This window comes from Streptomyces sp. NPDC057486 (assembly GCF_042802415.1).
Taxonomy (GTDB): Bacteria; Actinomycetota; Actinomycetes; order Streptomycetales; family Streptomycetaceae; genus Streptomyces; species Streptomyces yanii.
The window spans coordinates 95,384-108,399 of sequence record NZ_JBHVEE010000008.1 but is presented as its reverse complement, the minus strand read 5'-3'; the positions used below and the strand labels follow the sequence as shown (position 1 = coordinate 108,399).

The following is a 13,016-nucleotide window of genomic DNA, read 5'->3' as shown; positions in this document are numbered from 1 at the left end:
CCGGCCGTCAGCGCCGGAGCAGCAGATCGGCGACAACCGGGCGGTGGTCCGAGGCAAGTGTCTCGGCCACCGCCGCGTCGCGTACCTCTACGCCGTCCTTCGACACCGCCACGAAGTCGATCCGCTTCACCGGGTCCAGTGCGGGGAAGGTCGGCGCATTCGGTTCGGCATCGGTCAGGTCCTCCCACAACGGGGCCAGCTCCGGGGCACCCGGCTCCGCGTTGAAGTCGCCGAGCAGCACCTTCCGCCCCTCGTCCTCCGCCATGACCCGCCGGGTGTCGGCGACCTGTGCGATCCGCACGGACGGGTCGCCGCGGTAGTCGAGGTGCGTCACATACACATGCACGGGCACCCCCTTCACCCGTACGACCACCTCGCCGAAGCCGGGCGCCGGCTCCGGCACGGGGTTGGCGACCTGGGTGGAGAGCCGGGTGATCTCGTGGTTCTCGGCGCTCACGATCCGGTACTTCGACAGCACCGCGACCCCGAACTCGCGCCGGGACGCACCGGGGGTCTCCGGATCGAGGCTGTAGATCGGGGCGAACGACACCTGCATGTCCAGCCGCTCCGCAAGCTCGCCCGCGACATCGCGCCACTCGCTGCGCGTGCCCCAGTGGACGTCGACCTCCTGGAGCCCGATCACATCGGCGTCCAGCGCGCGGAGTTCCGCCGCCTGCCGGTCCAGATCGAAGACGTTGTCCACGCCCGAGCCGGCGTGGATGTTGTACGTGGCGACGCGCAGAGGCACCGGATGCCCCTGCCCGGCAGCTCCGGCGGGCGGGACGGCGGCCGCCCCCAACAGACCCGCGGCCATCAGGACTTCCACCGTACGACGACGCAGTGACATGCCACTCCAGCCCTAGTCGGTTCCCTGTTGATCAGCGTCGAGCACCGTACCCGGCGAAAGTCGCTTGTACACCGTATGGGAGGTGCTTTACGGTGTACAACGCTTTCCTCGTACGCCGTACAGGAACCCCAGGAGCGCAAGGAGCCCGTATGACGGCGACCGCCGCCGAGCAGAACCACCTCTCGCCACCGAGCCACCCGCAACGCTGGCTGATCCTCGGCGTCATCTGCCTCGCCCAGCTCACCGTGCTGCTCGACAACACCGTCCTCAACGTCGCGATCCCCTCCCTCACCCGGGAGCTGGACGCGTCCACCGCCGATGTGCAGTGGATGATCAACGCCTATTCGCTGGTCCAGTCGGGCCTGCTGCTCACGGCAGGCAGTTCCGCCGACCGATACGGCCGCAAGAAGATGCTGGTCGCCGGGCTCGCCCTGTTCGGCATCGGCTCGCTGGTGGCCGGACTGGCCCAGACGTCCGTGCAGTTGATCGCCGCCCGCGCCGGCATGGGCATCGGCGGTGCGCTGCTGATGACCACGACCCTTGCTGTCGTCGTCCAGATCTTCGACGACACCGAACGGGTCAAGGCGATCGGCGTCTGGTCGACCGTCAGCTCGCTCGGCTTCGCCGTGGGACCCCTGATCGGCGGAGTGATGCTCGACCACTTCTGGTGGGGCGCGATCTTCCTGATCAACATCCCGGTCGCGGTCGTCGGGCTGGCCGCCGTGATCCGTCTCGTCCCGGAGTCCAGGAACCCGCGCGGCGAGCGCCCCGACCTGCTCGGCGCGCTGCTGTCCACCATCGGCATGGCCTCCGTCGTGTACGCGATCATCTCCGGCCCGGGGCACGGCTGGACCTCGGGCCAGGTGCTGCTGACCGCGTTCACCGGGGTCTGTGTCCTCACCGGATTCGTGCTGTGGGAGCTGCACATTCCGTACCCGATGCTGGACATGCACTTCTTCCGGAACCAGAAGTTCATCGGGGCGGTCGCGGGTGCGATCCTGGTCGCCTTCGGGATGGGCGGCTCGCTCTTCCTGCTCACCCAGCAGCTCCAGTTCGTCCTCGGATACGAGCCGCTGGAGGCGGGGCTGCGCACGGCACCGCTGGCGCTGAGCGTCGTCGCGCTCAACCTCACGGGCCTGGGCGCCAGGCTGGTGCCCAAGCTGGGCACGCCCGTCACGATCGCTGCCGGAATGAGCCTGCTGGCCGCAGGTCTCGCCGCGATCGCCCTGCTGGGCGGCAACGGCTACGGCGGCATGCTGCTCGGCCTGGTCGTCATGGGCGCGGGCATCGCACTCGCCATGCCGGCCATGGCCAACGCGATCATGAGCGCCATTCCGCCGGAGAAGGCGGGGGTGGGCGCGGGGGTCAACGGCACGCTCGCCGAGTTCGGCAACGGACTGGGGGTCGCGGTCCTCGGCGCGGTGCTGAATTCGCGGTTCGCGGCGCTCGTGCCGGCGGCCGTCGGGGCCGCCTCGCTTCCCGCGGCGCTCGCCGCGGCGACCGACGACGGCGAGCGACAGCGGATCACCGACGCCTTCGCCTCGGGACTGGAGACCAGCCAGCTGGTCGGGGCGGTGGCGGTGCTGGCGGGCGGGCTGCTGGCCGCCGTGCTCCTGCGCCGGGCGGAGCGGGGAGAATCTCCTCAGGCAGACTCGGCCGCGGCGGCGGCATAGCATCAGGCGGGGCGTACCGGACTGTGCGAATCCGGTTCGTGCGCACGGGGTACGGATCCGGTTCAGTCATCCCGTCCGTCCCGCCGGCAAGACGAGGAGAGTGCGCCATGGTGTCCGCGGCCGACCGAGTGAAGAACCCTGCCAGGACCAGTGTGTGGCTGGATCAGCGGGCACCGTCGCGCACCCGTAAATCGGACCAGCCGGCCGGCCTCGACCGCGAAAGGATCACCGCGGCGTCGGTCCGGCTGCTGGACGCCGAGGGTCTCGCCAAGTTCTCCATGCGCCGGCTCGCCGCCGAACTGGACGTCACCGCGATGTCCCTCTACTGGTACGTCGACACCAAGGACGACCTGCTGGAGCTGGCCCTCGACTCGGTCTACAGCGAGATCGCGCCTCCCCGGGAGGAGGCGCACTGGCACGACCGGCTCCGCGAACTGGCCACCACCTACCGGGAGCTCCTGGTCCGGCACGTCTGGGTGTCGCCGCTCGCCGGACATTTCCTCAATATCGGCCCGCACTCGACGCTGTTCTCGTACGCCGTCCAGGACGTGATCCGGGCGACCGGGCTGCCGCTGCACCAGCAGACGGGCGCTCTCTCCGCGGTCTTCCAGTTCGTGTACGGATTCGGCACCATCGAGGGCCATGTCGTGCAGCGTTCCGCGGCGGCGGGCCTCAGCCAGGACGAGTACTTCCAGCAGGCGATGCGCACGATCCGGTCCCAGCCGCAGCTCAGCCGGATCGTCGAGTCGTCGCAGGACCTGATGGACGCCCGCGGCGGCGACACGGTCGAGGAGATGCGCGAGCGGGACTTCACGTTCGCACTGGACCTGCTGATCGCGGGGATCGAGGCGATGCGGGATCGCTAGGGCGTGTGTCGGAAGTCCCGCCTGCCCCGCGACGCCCGGCACGCACGCTCGCTGCGTTGTCGGGGTCGTCCACGTACGTCCGGTACGAGGGCGATCCTCCGCCTTGCGATCGCACGCACCGGACGCCGCGGGCTTCCCGGCAGATCTTTCCGGCACATCTGCCGCGTCGTCGGTCCTTGACCCCGAGGAAAGACCCCCGAGGAAAGACCCCCGGGGAACGCCCGGGGGCGTCCTCCAGGGTGTGTCCCGCACCCTTCAGTACCCGCGCCGCACGTCCACGGCAGTCCCCGGCACCCTCCCCGCCGCCAACGCCTGCCAGCACGCGGCGAAGTCCGTGACGACGTCCTCGTCCGCGGTGATGCCCGCGGAGTGCGAGGTGATCACCGTACGGGGCAGCTGCCAGCAGCGATCGCCGGGCACGGCGGGTTCCTCGGGGAGCACGTCGAGCACCGCCCCGCCCACCGCACCGGAGCGCAGCCCGGCCTCCAGCGCACGCATGTCCACGGTCGCGCCCCTGCCGACATTGATGAACGTGGCACCGCCCATGCCCGCGAACCGGTCCGCCCCGAAGAAGCCGTCCGTCGCGGGGGTCAGCGGCAGTGTGGAGACCACCCAGCGCGCGGACGCGAGCGATTCGGCGTCGTCGTCCGCCCCGACGACCCGGTCGAAGCCCGCCGGCGCCGTACCTGCCCCGCGCCCCACGCCCACGGTCCGGATGCCGCACCCGCGCAGCAGGCCGGCGACGGCCGAGCCGATGCGACCGGTCCCGTAGATCAGGGCGGTCTGCCCGGAGGCGAGTTCGGAGGGGATACGGCGCCACTCGGCCCGTGCGTGCTGGGCGGCGAACTCGGGGACGGACTGACAGCCGGCGAGCACCCAGGCCAGTACGTACTGGGCGATCCGCTCACCCATGCGGCCCACCGTCCGGGTGAGCAGCGCCCCGGACGGCCATGGTCCGGCGCTCAGCAGGGTGTCCGTGCCGGCGTTCACGCTGTGGAACCACACCAGGGGCCCGCCCCGCAGCGCATCCGGCAGCGCGGCCCCGACACAGATGAAGGGTTCCTCCGGCGGTGTGCCGGAGAAACCCTGTTCCACCGGGCGGCCGGTGACCCGCTCCAGGCCGCGGACGACGGAGGCGCCGACGGTCGGTGCGGCGAGCAGCCGGGCCCGCGCGAGCAGGCTCGGCGCCGGAAGGACGTTCTCACTCATCCTGGGACAGCCGTCAGCTGCCGGGCGCCAGGTGGGCGGGGAAACCGCCCGTAGCAACGGGCCCCCACCGCTCCGGAGTGATCCGGATGATCGACTTGCCCTGCTTCACCATCGCCGCCCGGTACTCGTCCCAGTCCGGGTGCTCTCCCGAGATGTTCCGGAAGTACTCGACGAGCGGCTCGACCGAGTCGGGCGCGTCGATCACCTCGGCCGACCCGTCGATCTGCACCCACGGCCCGTTCCAGTCGTCCGACAGGACGATCACGCTCACGCGCTCGTCCCGCTTCGCGTTCCGGGTCTTCGCCCGTTCGGGGTAGGTCGAGACGACGATCCGGCCGGCGTCGTCGACGCCGCACGTCAGCGGGGATCCCTGGGGGCGGCCGTCGGCCCGGGTGGTCAGCAGGATCGCCCGGTGCCGGGGCCGTACGAACGCCAGCAACTCATCGAGTTCCACGGCGGTGTTGGTCGCGATGTTGGGAGCCATGTCCGCAGACTACGACGGCAGGTTCTCGCCCTGCACGGCCTGGATGTCCAGTTCCACCCGCAATGTCGTGCCGATCGCCGAGATGCCCGCCTGCACCACCTGGTTGTAGTTCATGGCGAAATCGTCGCGGCGCAGCTCTGCCGTTGCGCTGAACGCCGCGCGCACCCCGCCCCACGGGTCGGGACCGGTGCCGAGGTAGCTCAGGTTCAGGTCGACCGGGCGCTCGACGCCGCGCATCGTCAGCAGGCCGTGCACGGTCCAGCGGTCGGGGCCGGCCGGGGTGAGCCCGTTCGAGCGGTACGTGATCTCCGGGAACCGGTCCGCGTCGAGGAAGTCCGGCGAGCGCAGGTGCTTGTCCCGCATGCCGTTGCCCGTGTCGATGCTGGCCGCGCTGATCACGGCGTCGACTCGGGAGCGGTGGACCTCCTCGGCGATCTCGATCCGGCCGCCGAACTCGGTGAACCGGCCGTGCACGCTGGAGATGCCCAGGTGCTGCGCGACCGCGCCCACCGAGGAGTGCGCCGGGTCCAGCGACCAGGCGCCCGGCGGCGGCAGCTCCACGCCGCCCTGGCGGGCCAGCACCACCGTGCCGGCCTCGACCCGCCCGCTCGCCGTGACGAGGGCGGTCGACGCGGCGGGGGCGTACCCGACCGCGGTCACGATCACCGTGTACGCGCCGGCCGGGAGCAGGGCGTCGGTCCGTACCGCCCCGTCCTCGTCGGCGGCGGCTCGCAGCACCTGGGTGCCGGTCATGTCGGTCACCGTCACGACGGCGTGCTGGACGGCCCAGCCGTCCCGCGTCCGTACCTGTGCGCGAAGTCCCATCCCGTTTCTCTCCTTGCTCAATGACTCAGTGAGTCGGGCCCCGGGGCGGGGACGGCAGGCCGTCCCCTGCCTGCCGTACCCACCACCGGGGCCCATTTCCACCGGGGGCAGCCTCTCCGCTCGAAGCGCTGTCCACCAGGGGGCTGTGTTACTCGATCACTCGCCGGGGTGGGCGAGCTCGATGTCGTGGCCGTCGACCCCGCGACCGGCCACGGTCAGCGCGCCGGCCACCGGCGGGTAGCCGGTCGCGATGACCGAGTACTCGCCCGCGTCCAGGTCGGCGAAGGCGTACGCCCCGTCCTCCCCGGTCGTCGAGGTGGCGACGACATTGCCCGCCGCGTCGACGAGCGTGACGCGGGCGTCCGGGAGCGGCCGGCGGGCCGAACCGGCCCGCACGACACCCTGCACCAGCGCACCGGACTGCAGTACGGCGTCGACCCGGGTGACACCCTGGCCGCCGATCTCCACCGGCAGCGCCAGCGGACGGAAGCCGGCGGCGTTCACCGCGACGGTCACCGGGCCGGGCACCAGCTCGGCGAAGGTGAACTCGCCGGCCCCGGTGGACTTGCCGGTGGCCAGCACGTCACCGCGCACATCGGTCACGATGACCATGGCGCCGTCGACCGGATCACCGCTCTCGGCGCCCCGCACGGTCCCGGCCAGGCCACTCGTACCGGCGAGCAGGATGTCGTACGACAGCTGCTGGTCACCGACGACCACGGTGGACGCCTGCGGCTGGAAGCCGTCGGCGGATGCGATCAGGACGTAGCTGCCGGCGCCCGGCGCGTCCAGACGGTAGCTGCCGTCGGCCTGGGCGACGGAGCGCCCCAGCTGCCGGCCGCCCAGCGAGATCAGCGTGACCGCGGCCCGGGCGACGGGTGCGCCCTCGGCGCCCCGCACCACACCGCTCACCGGGGTGCCCTGCACGGTTGCCACCGGAGCTTCGAGCGTGTCGACCGAGGTGACCCCGGCCGTGCTCCCGGAGACCGGAGCGGCAGTACCGGACGGGACCTCGGCGAGCACCGCGGCGGGAACCTCGGCGGGAGCATCGGCCGCCACCGGGGCGTCGTTCGCCGCGTTCGTCTTCAGCGCGACCTCCTTGATGAAGATCGTGATGAGGAAGGCGATCAGCGCGGCCGGAGCGGCGTACAGGAACACGTCGCCGACACCGTGCCCGTAGGCGCTCTCCACGACCGTACGGAACGGTGCGGGCAGCTTGTCCAGGTCGGGGATGCCCCCGCCGCCGGTGCCGCCGTGACCCAGGGCCGCGCCCTTCGGACCGAGGTCCGCGAGGCCTTCCTTGACGTAGTGGGTGACGCGGTTCGCCATGACGGCGCCCAGCGCCGAGACGCCGATCGCACCACCGAGGGAACGGAAGAAGGTGACGACGGAGCTGGCCGAGCCGAGGTCGGACGGAGCGACCTGGTTCTGCGTGGCGAGCACCAGGTTCTGCATCATCATGCCGATGCCGAGACCCATCACGGCCATGAAGGCGGCGATGTGCCAGTACTCCGTGTCGTACCGGAGGGTGCCCAGCAGGCCGAGCCCGGCGGTGACCAGGAAGCCACCGCTGACCAGCCAGGCCTTCCAGCGGCCGGTCTTCGTGATGATCTGGCCGGAGACCGTCGAGGAGATGAACAGACCCGCGATCATCGGGATCGTCATGACGCCGGACATCGTCGGCGACTTGCCCCGCGCCAGCTGGAAGTACTGACTGAAGAAGACCGTGCCCGCGAACATCGCGATACCGACGAACAGCGAGGCCAGCGAGGCCAGCGTGATGGTGCGGTTGCGGAAGAGGCGCAGCGGGATGATCGGCTCGCTGGCCCGGGACTCGGTGTAGACGAAGAGCAGGGCGAGGATCAGGGAACCTGCGAGCATCACGCCGGTCTGCCAGGACAGCCAGTCGTACTTGTCGCCCGCGAAGGTCACCCAGAGCAGCAGCAGCGAGACGGCGGCACTGATGAAGAACGCGCCGGTCCAGTCGACCTTGACCTCACGCTTGACGACCGGGAGCTTCAGGGTCTTCTGGAGCACGATCAGCGCGATGACGGCGAACGGCACACCGACGTAGAAGCACCAGCGCCAGCCCATCCAGCTGGTGTCGGTGATGACTCCGCCGAGCAGCGGACCACCGACGGTGGCGACGGCGAACACCGCACCGATGTATCCGCTGTAGCGACCGCGCTCGCGCGGGGCGATCATTGCGGCCATCACGATCTGGGCGAGGGCGGAGAGACCACCGACGCCGATGCCCTGGACGACACGGCAGGCGATGAGCATGCCGCTGCTGGTCGACAGACCCGCGACGACCGAGCCCAGGACGTAGATGACGAGCGCTATCTGGACCAGCAGCTTCTTGCTGAACAGGTCGGAGAGCTTGCCCCACAGAGGAGTGGTGGCGGTCATCGCGAGCAGCGAGGCCGTGACGACCCAGGTGTACGCGGACTGGCCGCCACCGAGGTCCGAGATGATCTCGGGGAGAGCGTTGGAGACGACGGTCGACGACAGGATCGCGACAAACATGCCGAGCATCAGCCCGGCCAGTGCTTCCATGATCTGCCGGTGTGTCATCGGCGCGCCGTCGGAGGAAGGGCTTCCTCCGTGCTTGGCGTGGCCGCCCCGCACACCGGTTGGTGTGGTCGTAGCCATTGAGTTCCTTTGCTTTGCTTCTGTTACACGGGTGTACGGGTGTGCGAGTCGTCGTCGCTGTCGGCGGGCCGCGTGCGGCACTCGTGGCTGTGCCTTCCGGGGGCGCACCCACCGGAACCGCGACAGGCGAAACTGTCACGCAGCCGGGCCAACAACGTGTTGAGCTGTCCGACCTCGTCGTCGGACCATTCCTGAAGGTTGTGGGCGAACATTTCGGTGGTCCGCCGGTTCAGGTCACCGAGTACCGCGTTGCCCGCGGGGGTCAGCCGCAGGATGCGGGACCGCTTGTCCGCCGGGTCCGGAGACCGTTCTATCCAGCCGCGCTCGGCCACGTGGGCGACATGTCGGCTGGTGACCGACATGTCGACGGCCATCAGCTCGGCCAGTCTGCTGATCCGCATTTCGCCGTGCTGGCTGAGCAGCGCCAGTACCGCGGCGGATCCGCCAGGGCATTCAGCAGGGAGGATGCGCGAGAGTCCGCGTTTGACGGCCCCGATGGCGCTGAGCTGCCGGGCCAGTTCCTCGTACTGACTCCGTGCGGCCACGGGACCCCCAGACGGTTGTCACTGCATCTTGTTGCTTAGGGCAACCATAGATTCATTGGTTGCTGCAGGCAAACGAAAATCAGCTTGCAGGAGTAAAGGAACGCAAAAGGATGCGTCGGGTTCGAGTCAAGGGCCCAGGCTGCGCCGGGCGGATTTCGTGGACGTGTGTCTCGTGCCACATGCCGACGGTGGGGTGCGCCCTGCGGGCGTGGAGCCGGCACCGGCGATGTATGGACGGTGGCCCCGAAACGGCAGTAGGCCCCGAGCGCTACTCGGGGCCCGGCCGTCGCCCCGTAGGGGCATAAGGCGCCGTCGGACCGCTAGGGTCCTCACCCATGGCACACAACCGCTCCTTGGCGCCCGGTGCGAGGTGCTGTGCGTCTGACGGGCCATCCCGAACGGTCTTGGGTGACCTGATTCTCCGCTTTCGCGCCCCGGTGGCGGCACGCGTCACGCGCGTGATCCAGTCCGTGGCGGGCAGAGGCCCTGGTGCGAGAGGGGTTGAGCGTTGGCCGCAGGATCCTTTCCCACGTGACGACGCTACAGTTCCACAGGCTTCATATCGCAGTATCCGACGAGTACTTCACCCGATCGAGTGGGAATGCATTCATGCGTAATCAGCCGCCGGTAAATGGCAACCCCCAGGGCCCCGAGGGCAATTACGACCCCGCGGGCAGCACCCAGATGTTCCGCGCCTTCGTCGACGAGGGCGAGCCGCAGCGCCGGCAGCAGCCGGCCGCGTCGTCCGGACCGAAGACCGGAGTGATCGTCGCCGTCGTCGCGGTGATCGTCATCCTCGGCGCGGTCGCCTGGCTCGCGCTCAGCTGACCCGACCCCGCCCTTCCCGTCCGTCACTTCCAGACGGCGGTGACGTCCCGGGTCTCGACATGCATGCCCAGGGGCACCCGCCAGGCGTCCACGCAGACGGTGTACGTCTTCTCCCGCGCCGCTCCCGCGTCGATCGGCGCGGGCAGCGGCGCGGTCGTCTCCACGGTCGCCCAGTCGATCCCGAGCCCGCCGATGATGTGCGTGGCGAAGGTGACCGTTCCCGACCGGGCCGGTGAGCCGCCGGTGTTGCGGAACTCGACAGTCACCTTCTCGCACCAGCGGTGATCGGCCGCCTCCCGCTCGGGTGAGCCCAGGGTCAGGACGGCAGGTGCCGCGGGTGCGGTGGACCCCGGTACGGACGGGGTCGTGGGAGTCGCGGAGCCGCCCCCCGCGCCGCCCGTGGCCGTGCCACCGGTACCGCTGCCGCCTGTACTGCCCCCGGAGCCCGTATCGCCCCCGGAGCCCGCAGCGCCCCCGGTGGTGCCGCCGGATCCGCTGGAGGGCTGCGCACCGCCGCTCGTGAGGTCGGCCGCGCCACCGCCGGCACCACTGCCCGTGCCCCCCGTACCGCCGGTGTCACCGCTTGCCGCGGAGGAGCCCGGCTTCGGCTCCTTGCCCCCGTCGCCCTCCCCGTCCAGCGGAATCAGCGTCACCCTGCCCGAAGGTGCGACCGCACCCTCGGGCGCCTCCTCCGGTCCGCTGCCCGCCGCGCCGACTGCCGCATAGCCGCCTCTGTCGCCCGCCCCGGCGCCGCAGGCGGCGAGTGCTCCGCCCAGGCACAGCACGGCCGCCGAGGCGACGATCACGGTGCCCCGGCGGCCGGTCGAGCCGAATGTCTGACGTCGCATCGCGCCAGTGTGGCTGACGGTCCGTCAAATCGGAACCCTCGCACGACTGCGCGTGGGTCAGTCGGCGATGAGTCCCTCCCTGAGCTGGGCGAGCGTCCGGGTCAGCAGGCGTGAGACGTGCATCTGCGAGATGCCGACCTCCTCGCCGATCTGCGACTGGGTCATGTTGGCGAAGAACCGCAGCATGATGATCTGCCGCTCCCGGGGCGGGAGTTTGGCCAGCAGCGGCTTCAGCGATTCGCGGTACTCGACGCCTTCCAGCGCGGAGTCCTCGTAGCCGAGCCGGTCCGCGAGCGAGCCCTCGCCGCCGTCGTCCTCGGGGGAGGGCGAGTCCAGTGAGGAGGCGGTGTATGCGTTGCCGACGGCCAGGCCGTCGACCACGTCCTCCTCGGAGACCCCGAGCGCCGCAGCGAGCTCCGGCACGGTCGGCGAACGGTCGAGCTTCTGAGCCAGCTCGTCGCTGGTCTTCGTCAGCGCGAGCCGCAGCTCCTGGAGCCGTCGCGGCACCCGCACCGACCAGGAGGTGTCGCGGAAGAAGCGCTTGATCTCGCCGACGACGGTGGGCATCGCGAACGTCGGGAACTCCACGCCCCGTTCGCAGTCGAACCGGTCGATCGCCTTGATCAGGCCGATCGTGCCGACCTGGACGATGTCCTCCATGGGTTCGTTACGGCTCCGGAACCGCGCCGCGGCGTATCGCACCAGCGGGAGGTTGAGCTCGATGAGTGTGTCCCGCACGTAGGCACGCTCCGGGCTGTCCGTTCCGTCGGGACCCGGTTCGGGACCCAGGGCGGCGAGCCGCAGGAACAGGGAGCGGGACAGAGTGCGGGTGTCGATGGCTTCCGACGAGCTGGTGAGCACAACGGGTGCGGGTGCGCTCTTCGTGAGCGTGAGCACCTTCGAGCTGCCCTGTTCTGCGGACATGCCACCCCCTTGAGGTCGCGGACGGTCGCGGTAGCCACGACCATCGGAGGAACGCAGCCTCCACCTGAATACCGGAGGCGGGGCTGCGGCAAACGCGGTTCACGCAGAATGTCACATGTCGGCAACACGCTGTAGTGACATGTCGACAAGTCCAGGTGGCGTATGCGCAGTTAACAGGGGGTGTGCGGCATTCAGGCCGCCTGGGAGGGACGTTGATCGGTTCACCCGATCCGGTTACGCCTCGATCCTGTTTGCGGATCGAAGTCGCGCGAAGCTTCTGGCCAGCAGTCTTGACACATGCATCTGGGAAACGCCCAATTCGGCGCTGATCTGTGATTGCGTCAGGTTGCTGTAATAGCGCAGCAGCAGGATCCGCTGCTCGCGCTCGGGCAGCTGGACGAGCAGATGACGGACCAGGTCACGGTGCTCGACCCCGGCGAGAGCGGGGTCCTCGTAGCCGAGCCGGTCGAGCAGTCCGGGCAGCCCGTCGCCCTCCTGGGCGGCTTCCAGCGAGGTCGCGTGGTAGGAGCGTCCCGCCTCGATGCAGGCCAGCACCTCCTCCTCGGAGATCTTCAGCCGCTCGGCGATCTCCGCGGTGGTGGGCGAGCGGCCGTGCGCGGTCGTCAGGTCCTCGGTGGCGCCGGTGACCTGCACCCAGAGCTCGTGCAGCCGCCGCGGCACGTGGACGGTCCGCACGTTGTCCCGGAAGTACCGCTTGATCTCGCCGACGACGGTGGGCATCGCGAAGGTCGGGAACTGGACGCCGCGTTCGGGGTCGAACCGGTCGATGGCGTTGATCAGCCCGATGGTGCCGACCTGGACGACGTCCTCCATGGGTTCGTTGCGGCTCCGGAAGCGCGCCGCGGCGTACCGCACGAGGGGGAGGTTCGCCTCGATCAGCGCGGCCCGCACCCTGCCGTGCTCCGCACTCCCCGGTTCCAGCTCCTTGAGCTGGCCGAAGAGGACCTGGGTGAGGGCCCTGGTGTCCGCGCCCCGGGTCCTGGCGGGCGTCGTGCCGTCGGTCGTCTCGGTCGGGACGCTCTCGGCCGCCGGGGCGGCCCGGGTCGCCCCGGCGGACCGTGTGGACCGATCGGACTGAGTGGACTCATCGGACTGGGCTGTTTGGGCGGCTTGGGCATCGTCGTTCTGGACGATCTGGGGAGGCACTTGAGGCGCTGTATTGGCCGGCACGGTGAGGCCACCCCTTTGCGGTCAACTTCGGTCAACTCATCCGTCAAAAGCGGTCATAGCATCACAAGACAGGTCCACTGTGTGCAAGCACCGTGCAATGTCGTGTTGAGGTCACGCTGGTTTA

The 13,016-nt window shown here is 70.0% G+C and carries 12 protein-coding genes; 3 read left to right on the top strand and 9 right to left on the bottom strand.

Annotation, left to right across the window (positions count from 1 at the left end; translation table 11 throughout):
• Positions 1-7 precede the first annotated feature (7 nt).
• A complete protein-coding gene (locus ACFU6I_RS06720) occupies positions 8-847 on the bottom strand; it encodes an endonuclease/exonuclease/phosphatase family protein (RefSeq protein ID WP_384362420.1) in 840 nt (279 codons plus the stop codon).
• A gap of 149 nt (positions 848-996) precedes the next feature.
• On the opposite strand from ACFU6I_RS06720, the gene ACFU6I_RS06715 reads away from it, so the two are divergent.
• Both ACFU6I_RS06715 and ACFU6I_RS06710 read left to right on the top strand, forming a co-directional pair.
• A complete protein-coding gene (locus ACFU6I_RS06715) occupies positions 997-2,520 on the top strand; it encodes an MFS transporter (RefSeq protein ID WP_384362418.1) in 1,524 nt (507 codons plus the stop codon).
• Between the two features lie 107 nt (positions 2,521-2,627).
• Positions 2,628-3,386 (top strand): TetR/AcrR family transcriptional regulator, encoded by a 759-nt coding sequence (locus ACFU6I_RS06710; protein ID WP_384362416.1) that lies wholly within the window; start codon positions 2,628-2,630, stop codon positions 3,384-3,386.
• A 255-nt stretch (positions 3,387-3,641) separates the two neighbouring features.
• On the opposite strand, the gene ACFU6I_RS06705 is transcribed toward ACFU6I_RS06710, so the two are convergent.
• From ACFU6I_RS06705 to ACFU6I_RS06685, 5 genes are all read right to left on the bottom strand, one after another.
• A complete protein-coding gene (locus ACFU6I_RS06705) occupies positions 3,642-4,595 on the bottom strand; it encodes an NAD(P)-dependent oxidoreductase (protein WP_384362414.1) in 954 nt (317 codons plus the stop codon).
• Positions 4,596-4,608: 13 nt separating this feature from the next.
• Complete coding sequence (locus tag ACFU6I_RS06700) at positions 4,609-5,079, bottom strand: PPOX class F420-dependent oxidoreductase (protein WP_384362412.1); 471 nt, start codon at positions 5,077-5,079, stop codon at positions 4,609-4,611.
• 9 nt (positions 5,080-5,088) lie between these two features.
• On the bottom strand, positions 5,089-5,904 hold the full coding sequence (locus ACFU6I_RS06695; protein WP_384362410.1) for a YceI family protein: 816 nt from the start codon (positions 5,902-5,904) through the stop codon (positions 5,089-5,091).
• Between the two features lie 156 nt (positions 5,905-6,060).
• A complete protein-coding gene (locus ACFU6I_RS06690) occupies positions 6,061-8,556 on the bottom strand; it encodes an MFS transporter (RefSeq protein ID WP_384362409.1) in 2,496 nt (831 codons plus the stop codon).
• 23 nt (positions 8,557-8,579) lie between these two features.
• The gene (locus ACFU6I_RS06685; protein ID WP_384362407.1) at positions 8,580-9,101 is read right to left on the bottom strand and encodes a MarR family winged helix-turn-helix transcriptional regulator; all 522 of its coding nucleotides are present in this window, start codon (positions 9,099-9,101) and stop codon (positions 8,580-8,582) included.
• A 609-nt stretch (positions 9,102-9,710) separates the two neighbouring features.
• Between ACFU6I_RS06685 and ACFU6I_RS06680 the strand changes: the two genes are divergently transcribed.
• Complete coding sequence (locus tag ACFU6I_RS06680) at positions 9,711-9,929, top strand: hypothetical protein (protein WP_384362405.1); 219 nt, start codon at positions 9,711-9,713, stop codon at positions 9,927-9,929.
• Positions 9,930-9,952: 23 nt separating this feature from the next.
• Here ACFU6I_RS06680 and ACFU6I_RS06675 read toward each other — a convergent pair whose 3' ends face one another.
• From ACFU6I_RS06675 to ACFU6I_RS06665, 3 genes are all read right to left on the bottom strand, one after another.
• Entirely contained in the window at positions 9,953-10,777 is an 825-nt protein-coding gene (locus ACFU6I_RS06675; protein WP_384362403.1) for a hypothetical protein, read from the bottom strand.
• Positions 10,778-10,834: 57 nt separating this feature from the next.
• On the bottom strand, positions 10,835-11,701 hold the full coding sequence (locus ACFU6I_RS06670; protein ID WP_384362401.1) for an RNA polymerase sigma factor SigF: 867 nt from the start codon (positions 11,699-11,701) through the stop codon (positions 10,835-10,837).
• Positions 11,702-11,935: 234 nt separating this feature from the next.
• Positions 11,936-12,892, bottom strand: coding sequence for an RNA polymerase sigma factor SigF (locus ACFU6I_RS06665; protein WP_384362399.1), 957 nt, complete (start codon positions 12,890-12,892; stop codon positions 11,936-11,938).
• Between the last annotated feature and the right edge of the window lie 124 nt (positions 12,893-13,016).